8 protein-coding genes and 2 other annotated features are annotated in these 7,450 nt (G+C 36.8%); of the genes, 7 read left to right on the forward strand and 1 reads right to left on the reverse strand.

The window, feature by feature from the left end; genetic code table 11:
• The first annotated feature begins 30 nt into the window (after positions 1–30).
• The 7 genes from ACR65M_RS10540 (at position 31) to rplT (ending at position 7,226) form a co-directional block, all read left to right on the forward strand.
• Positions 31–1,434: a replication initiation and membrane attachment family protein gene (locus tag ACR65M_RS10540; RefSeq protein WP_440273287.1), complete on the forward strand. Its 1,404-nt coding sequence runs from the start codon at positions 31–33 to the stop codon at positions 1,432–1,434.
• Between the two features lie 15 nt (positions 1,435–1,449).
• Positions 1,450–2,379, forward strand: a complete 930-nt coding sequence (dnaI, locus tag ACR65M_RS10545; protein ID WP_440273288.1) for a primosomal protein DnaI — start codon at positions 1,450–1,452, stop codon at positions 2,377–2,379.
• Positions 2,380–2,498: 119 nt separating this feature from the next.
• A complete protein-coding gene (ytxC, locus tag ACR65M_RS10550) occupies positions 2,499–3,350 on the forward strand; it encodes a putative sporulation protein YtxC (protein ID WP_341333509.1) in 852 nt (283 codons plus the stop codon).
• An 86-nt stretch (positions 3,351–3,436) separates the two neighbouring features.
• Positions 3,437–3,670: a binding site (T-box leader), on the forward strand.
• Positions 3,671–3,848: 178 nt separating this feature from the next.
• Positions 3,849–5,780: a threonine--tRNA ligase gene (gene thrS / locus ACR65M_RS10555; protein ID WP_341330673.1), complete on the forward strand. Its 1,932-nt coding sequence runs from the start codon at positions 3,849–3,851 to the stop codon at positions 5,778–5,780.
• A gap of 119 nt (positions 5,781–5,899) precedes the next feature.
• Positions 5,900–6,034 (forward strand) — a sequence feature (ribosomal protein L20 leader region).
• 65 nt (positions 6,035–6,099) lie between these two features.
• Positions 6,100–6,618 (forward strand): translation initiation factor IF-3, encoded by a 519-nt coding sequence (infC, locus tag ACR65M_RS10560; protein ID WP_121447745.1) that lies wholly within the window; start codon positions 6,100–6,102, stop codon positions 6,616–6,618.
• 21 nt (positions 6,619–6,639) lie between these two features.
• Entirely contained in the window at positions 6,640–6,840 is a 201-nt protein-coding gene (rpmI, locus tag ACR65M_RS10565; protein WP_057999468.1) for a 50S ribosomal protein L35, read from the forward strand.
• Positions 6,841–6,869: 29 nt separating this feature from the next.
• Positions 6,870–7,226: a 50S ribosomal protein L20 gene (gene rplT, locus ACR65M_RS10570; protein WP_010678372.1), complete on the forward strand. Its 357-nt coding sequence runs from the start codon at positions 6,870–6,872 to the stop codon at positions 7,224–7,226.
• Here the strand turns inward: rplT and ACR65M_RS10575 are convergent.
• Positions 7,218–7,450: hypothetical protein (locus ACR65M_RS10575; RefSeq protein WP_440273289.1), on the reverse strand; the 233-nt coding region annotated here is incomplete at its 5' end. The genes rplT and ACR65M_RS10575 overlap by 9 nt on opposite strands.

A 7,450-nucleotide genomic window follows, 5' to 3' on the forward strand; every position in this document is an offset into this window, starting at 1 on the left:
CATCCTATAAAAATGGAAGGCTTTGATGAAATGGAGCATTGGAAGGAATTAGTACCAGTTGATCGTTATATTGTGCATTCTGCAGACCTTTTGCATGATTATGACCGGAAAATTGTATCTTTGCTTTACCAACCTCTTATTGGAATGAAAGCCTTCAGTCTATATATGACTTTGTGGAGTGAGTTAGAGCAAAACCGACTATGGGGAGAGGAAAGTACCCATTATACGTTAATGGCACTGTTACAAACGAATCTACAGGATATTTATCAAGAACGATTAAAGCTTGAAGGTATCGGCTTATTAAAAACATTTGTAAAATCCGATGAGCATTCTAGGAGTTTTATCTATGAGTTGCAGGCACCACTCTCACCTAGAGCTTTTTTTACAGATGGTGTTCTTAATGTTTATTTGTATAACAGATTAGGAAAAGGTAAATTTTTTAAACTCAAGCAGTTCTTTTCAGATCATGAACCTGATTTAGATTCATATCAACCGATTACGAAAGCATTTAATGAGGTATTTGCCTCTGCTCAAGTCTCGAAAATGATTTCATCGATTAGTGATGAAATGAAAAGCAATCTTGAACGTGATGACAATACAGAATACATGGATCGTAGTCATGAGAAAAAGCTTGTAATCGAAAACGAAAGCTTTAATTTCGATTTGTTTTTTGCAGGTCTTTCAGATGTAATGATTCCGAGAAATGCCATTACACCTAGAGTAAGAGAAGCAATCACTAAGCTTTCTTTTCTTTATGGAATCGATCCGGTTGAGATGCAGGGGATTGTTATGAGTGCTTTTGATCCAAACGAAAAAATTGATATCGAAAAATTAAGAAAGGCTTCAAGAGACTGGTATCAATTTGAAACTGGTAATGAATTACCTAATTTAACAGAAAGGGTTCAACCATTACCAAATCAAACAATGGTAAACAAAGCTCCTCAAACAAAGGAAGAAGAATTAATTCAGAAACTGGAAAGAATCTCACCAAAAGAGTTTCTAATCGATGTATCTGGAGGGTCACAGCCTTCTGTCTCTGAATTGAAAATTATAGAAGATGTGATGTTCCGTCAAAACTTACTTCCAGGTGTTGTGAATGTACTGTTATATTATGTCATGTTAAAATCGGATATGAGATTAACAAAGTCTTATATCGAAACCATTGCAAGTAACTGGGCAAGATTAAATATAAAGACAGTTAAGGATGCAATGGAGACGGCCAAAAAGCATAATTGGACTGCAGATAAAAAGACAAATAAATATAAAAGACAACCGATTCGCAAAGAGTTATTACCTGACTGGTTAAAACAAGAGGATGAAGGTACAAAAGAAGAAACTCCCAAAAAGGAAAAAGCAAAGGAAAATGCATCAAGTCCTTCCTTTGAAGAGAAGAAGCGTCTGTTTGAAGAAAGATTAAAAAAGAATAACCAATAAGACGGGGGTGAGGATATGAAACCGATTCAGGATTCTTTGAAAAAACTTTCAAATCATGCTGGCTTTCAGCAGCGATATGAACAAATTAAACATGAGGTATTAAACCATTCTGAGGTAAGGGACTTTATTAACGCACATCAGGATCAAATTACTAATGATACGATTAATAGAAGTCTTGTTAAGCTTTACGAATATATCAATCAAAGCAAGGAATGTAATAAATGTGAAAGCCTTCATTCGTGTAAAAATATGCTACAGGGCTTTCATCCTCATCTTGAACTTAAAGGTAACTCAATTGAATTAAGCTATGAAAGATGTCCGAAAAAGGTAATGCACGATGAACAGATTAAATATAAATCTTTAATTAAGAGTATGTATGTTCCAAAAGATATCCTTGATGCATCCCTCGAATCTCTAGAATTTGATGAAGGACGGTCAGATGCAATTCTTTTAATTCAGGAATTTCTCGACTACTATGAACCTGGCAAACGGATGCAGGGATTATATTTACACGGTTCGTTTGGAATTGGGAAAACTTACTTCTTAGGGGCCCTTGCAAATGGACTAGCTCAGAAAAAGGTCTCTTCGATGCTTGTGTATGTACCAGAATTTATGAGGGAGTTAAAAGGTTCCTTACAGGACCAATCAATCAATTCAAAAATTGATGCAGTTAAAAAAGTACCAGTTTTAATGCTAGATGATATTGGTGCAGAATCGATGTCTAGTTGGATGCGTGACGATATTCTTGGTAGTATCCTGCAATACCGTATGCTTGAAAACTTACCGACCTTCTTTACATCAAATTTCGATTTTAAAGGTCTTGAACACCATTTATCATATACGCAACGTGGTGAAGAGGAAAAGGTCAAAGCTGCTCGAATCATGGAACGAATCAAATATTTAGCAAAACCAGTTGAACTTAAAGGAAAAAACAGACGATACTAATCGAATTGGCTTTCTCAAAAAAGAGAAAGCCAATTTTTTTATTCTAAAGTTGTCCGATTCACCATATACATGTAACAGGGTAATGGTATTGGTGAAATGGGGGGACTAGCTTGATTGAAATGCATTTCCAAGAAATAACAGATGCACAAAAAATGTATAAGGGCTTAGTTGCAAAGGCAAAAGCTCTTTCTATAGATTACATAGAAGTTGTCAATGATGAGGAGAATGTCGTGTCTGTTTTCATTTCAGAGAAAATACAATATGCAGTTCAGGTTGTGGTCATTCCGGTAATGGCCGAGTTTATCATTCATAACAAAGAGGACAATTGGATTCTCGATTACATTGAAAATTTATTTTACTTTACCGATTATGAAGAGAAGAAGCAAATATTAGAAATTGCCAAAGGATTGATGGATGGGAATAACCCTGATATCCCAGGGGTTCAAGATGTCGTGCCGCGGGAACAACTGATAGAGGAAGCGCTTCACGATTTTATGGAAATTCCTATTTCTTTCTCGTTTGAATCATTTTTAAAGTTTCGCATGCGGTCGTATAATGAGGCATTATTGCAAATAATCGAATCTGCTATTGATGAATACAAGCTTGAGCAGGAGTATCAAACATTTATTCAAGGACTGAGGGAATTTAGAGAGAAGCGAGAACCAAAGCTTGAACAATTACATATTTTACATGATGAGCAATTTTATTTTTATAATCATGAGTTTACTGAAATTAAGCGAGATGAATTGTTTAAATATATTGATCGAAAACTAATCCTACACCAGCCCTTGTACATTGATTCTGCAGTATTGGCACCTTTAGTATCAATTGCTCCGAAGTCAATTTCAATTTATACGGACCAGATTGATAATGGAATGGTACAGACCATCCACAATATTTTTTTAGAGAATGTCACAATTTACACGAAGAAGTCCTTTGAAAACACACGGCAGAAAGCAAAAAAAATATGAAATATACGAACTGCCCTTGATTTAACTTTTAAATAAGACTATAATACCTACATATTACAAATACTCATGAATGAGTAGTCTATAATTTAAAAGTTATGATGAGGACACGATTGTATAATTACGGTTTTCAGAGAGGGAGGCCAAGGCTGGAAGCTTCCTAACACGAATGATACTTTTACCACCTCTAAACTTCAGTAGTGAACCTTTGCTTATCAAAGTTGTAATTACTGACGGGATAACCGTTATTTGTTTCTTGAGCCATTCGATTTTTCTCGAGTGGAAACAAGGGTGGAACCACGATACATATACTCGTCCCTTTTTTTGGGGACGGGTATTTTTTATTTTCACATTTTTATATCTAGCCCAAGGCGCCATCGGCTCTCGGGTCTAAGCAAATCGCTTCAGAAGGAAAAAGGCACCTTCTGTCGGCGCTAATCTTATACTTGTAGCCTAAGGATGCGCGCCTTGTGCTTTTAATTTAAAAGGAGTTGAAAACTGATGTCAGATGTAGTAAAAATTACATTCCCAGACGGAGCAGTGAAGGAGTTTCCTAAAGGAACAACAACAGAAGATATTGCAGGATCAATCAGCCCAGGCCTAAAGAAAAAGTCAATCGCTGGTAAGTTTAATGGAAAAGAGATTGATTTACGAACTGAAATTCATGAAGATGGTGAAATAGCAATCATTACCCAAGATACTGATGCAGCATTAGAAATCATGCGACACAGTACAGCTCACCTTATGGCTCAAGCAATTAAACGCCTATACAAGGATGTTAAGCTTGGTGTAGGGCCAGTTATTGAAAATGGTTTTTACTATGACATTGATATGGAAAAATCATTAACACCTGAAGATCTGCCTGAAATCGAAAAAGAAATGAAAAAGATCATAAATGAAAATCTTGAAATCCATCGTGTCGAGGTTTCGCGTGATGAGGCATTAAGAAGATACGAGGAAATCGGCGATGAGCTTAAAATTGAATTAATTCAAGATATTCCGGAGGGAGAACCTTTATCAATTTACGAACAAGGTGAATTTTTTGACCTTTGCCGTGGTGTCCATGTTCCTTCAACAGGAAAAATTAAAGAATTTAAGCTATTAAGCATTGCTGGTGCGTACTGGCGTGGAGATAGTGACAATAAAATGCTACAACGTATTTACGGAACTGCATTCTTTAAAAAAGCTGAACTTGACGAATACCTTCGTTTACTAGAAGAGGCTAAAGAACGTGACCATCGTAAATTAGGTAAGGAACTAAGCCTGTTTACAAATTCACAAAAAGTAGGTCAAGGATTGCCATTATGGCTTCCAAAAGGCGCGACGATACGCCGCGTTATCGAACGCTATATTGTAGATAAAGAAGTAAGACTAGGCTATGACCATGTGTATACACCAGTACTTGCAAACGTTGATTTATATAAAACTTCTGGTCACTGGGATCATTATCAAGAAGACATGTTCCCAATAATGGAAATGGATAATGAAGAGCTTGTGTTACGTCCAATGAACTGTCCACATCACATGATGATATATAAAAATGGTATTCATAGCTATCGCAAGCTTCCAATTCGAATTGCAGAATTAGGAACAATGCACCGCTACGAAATGAGTGGCGCATTATCGGGTCTTCAACGTGTTAGAGGAATGACTCTTAATGATGCACATATCTTCGTTCGACCTGACCAAATTCAGGAAGAATTCAAACGCGTTGTAAATCTTATTTTAGAGGTTTATAAAGACTTTGATATTCAAGACTTTAGCTTCCGACTTTCTTACCGCGATCCTGCTGACACTGAAAAATATTTCGATGATGACGCAATGTGGGAGAAAGCTCAATCTATGTTAAAGGCAGCGATGGATGACCTTGGTCTGGATTACTTCGAGGCAGAAGGTGAAGCAGCATTCTATGGTCCTAAACTTGATGTTCAGGTTCGTACAGCACTTGGAAAAGATGAAACACTTTCAACTGTTCAACTTGACTTCTTATTACCAGAACGTTTTGATTTAACTTATATTGGTGAAGATGGAAAACAACATCGTCCAGTTGTTATTCACCGTGGTGTTGTATCAACAATGGAACGCTTTGTTGCTTACTTGATTGAAGAGTATAAAGGGGCATTTCCAACTTGGTTAGCCCCTGTTCAAGTTCAAGTCATTCCAGTTTCTCCTGATGTACATCTTGACTATGCGAAGAGTGTTCAAGAGAAACTTCAGGCAGAAGGATTACGTGTCGAAATTGACGACCGTGATGAAAAGATAGGCTATAAAATCCGTGAAGCACAAATGCAAAAAATTCCATTTATGCTTGTTGTAGGTGACAATGAAATGGGAGAAAAAGCGGTAAATGTCCGTAAATACGGTGAGCAGAAATCTGAGACTATGTCCTTTGATGCTTTCCTTTCAGCGATCCTACAGGAAGTAAAAAAATAAAAAAAGCTTGTCAAACATAAAGGTGCATGCTAGAATGAATTTCGTTGCACTATTCTAGTTGCACCGTTTGACAGTTATCATCATAGATGTTATACTTTTGTAGGTAATTGAATACTTGTTTGAGAAAGTAGAGGCACCCGCTTCTCACCTGATTGACGCAAATTGCAGTTGGTAGGTCTTACGTTCATTAATCATTAATGTGTAAATGAATTGTAATAGTGTGGGTGTGTATACATTCACACTTTTTTGTTTGTCTCAAATCTGTAAAATGCGCAAGATTTCAAACGAGGCATTCTTTAAAAAACCTTGGAGGTGGCTAATTATTAGCAAAGACATGATGGTAAACGAAGGCATTCGTGCCCGCGAAGTTCGTTTGATTGGTCAAAACGGTGATCAGCTTGGAATTAAATCCAAAAATGAAGCATTAGAAATTGCTGCAAGAGCAAATCTTGATCTTGTATTGGTTGCACCTAACGCGAAACCACCTGTATGTCGTATAATGGACTACGGTAAATTCCGTTTTGAGCAACAGAAGAAAGAAAAAGAAGCTCGTAAAAACCAAAAGGTTATCAATATTAAGGAAGTTAGACTTAGTCCGACAATTGATGAGCATGATTTTAATACAAAGCTTCGTAACGCAATTAAATTCCTTGAAAAGGGCGACAAAGTTAAAGCGTCTATTCGCTTTAAAGGTCGTGCGATTACACATAAAGAAATCGGTCAACGTGTTTTAGATCGTTTTTCTAAAGCTTGTGCTGAAGTAGCTACGATTGAATCCCACCCAAAAATGGATGGAAGAAGCATGTTTTTAGTACTAGCACCTAAAATCGAAAAGTAATGAATTGAGGAGGAACTCCCTATGCCAAAAATGAAAACACACCGTGGTACTGCAAAGCGTTTTAAGAAAACAGGATCTGGTAAACTTAAACGTTCACATGCATACACAAGCCACTTATTCGGAAATAAATCTCAAAAGCAAAAGCGTAAGCTTCGTAAAGCTACATTAGTTAGCAAAGGCGATTTCAAACGTATTCGCCACATGTTAGACAACATTAAATAATCGGTTATTGATCTTAGGAGGGAAACAAAATGCCAAGAGTAAAAGGCGGAACAGTTACACGCAAACGTCGTAAAAAGGTATTAAAATTAGCTAAAGGTTATTTCGGTTCAAAACACACTTTATATAAAGTTGCAAACCAACAAGTAATGAAATCATTAATGTATGCTTACCGTGACCGTCGTCAAAAGAAACGCGACTTCCGTAAGCTATGGATTACTCGTATCAACGCAGCTGCTCGTATGAACGGACTTTCTTACAGCCGTTTAATGCACGGGTTAAAAGTAGCTGGTATCGAAGTAAACCGCAAAATGCTTGCTGACCTAGCTGTTAGCGATGAAAAAGCATTTGCAGAATTAGCAACTGTAGCTAAAAACAACTTAAAATAAAAAAGCGGAAGCGACTTGACCAGAAATGAGGAAACTGGATACTGCGACTACGAGGCGTAATTTGCCTTTGCCGGAGGAGTTGAAGTTTCCTGAATTTCTAGTTGCTGAAGCTAGACTACAAATAAGTCTAGGTAAAAAGGTTACTCCCTGAACTGACCTAGCCAAATGAGACATATATAAAACACCTATCCATATTAAATTTAACACTTTTTCATTAATTTGAT

The organism is Ferdinandcohnia sp. SAFN-114, assembly GCF_059415045.1.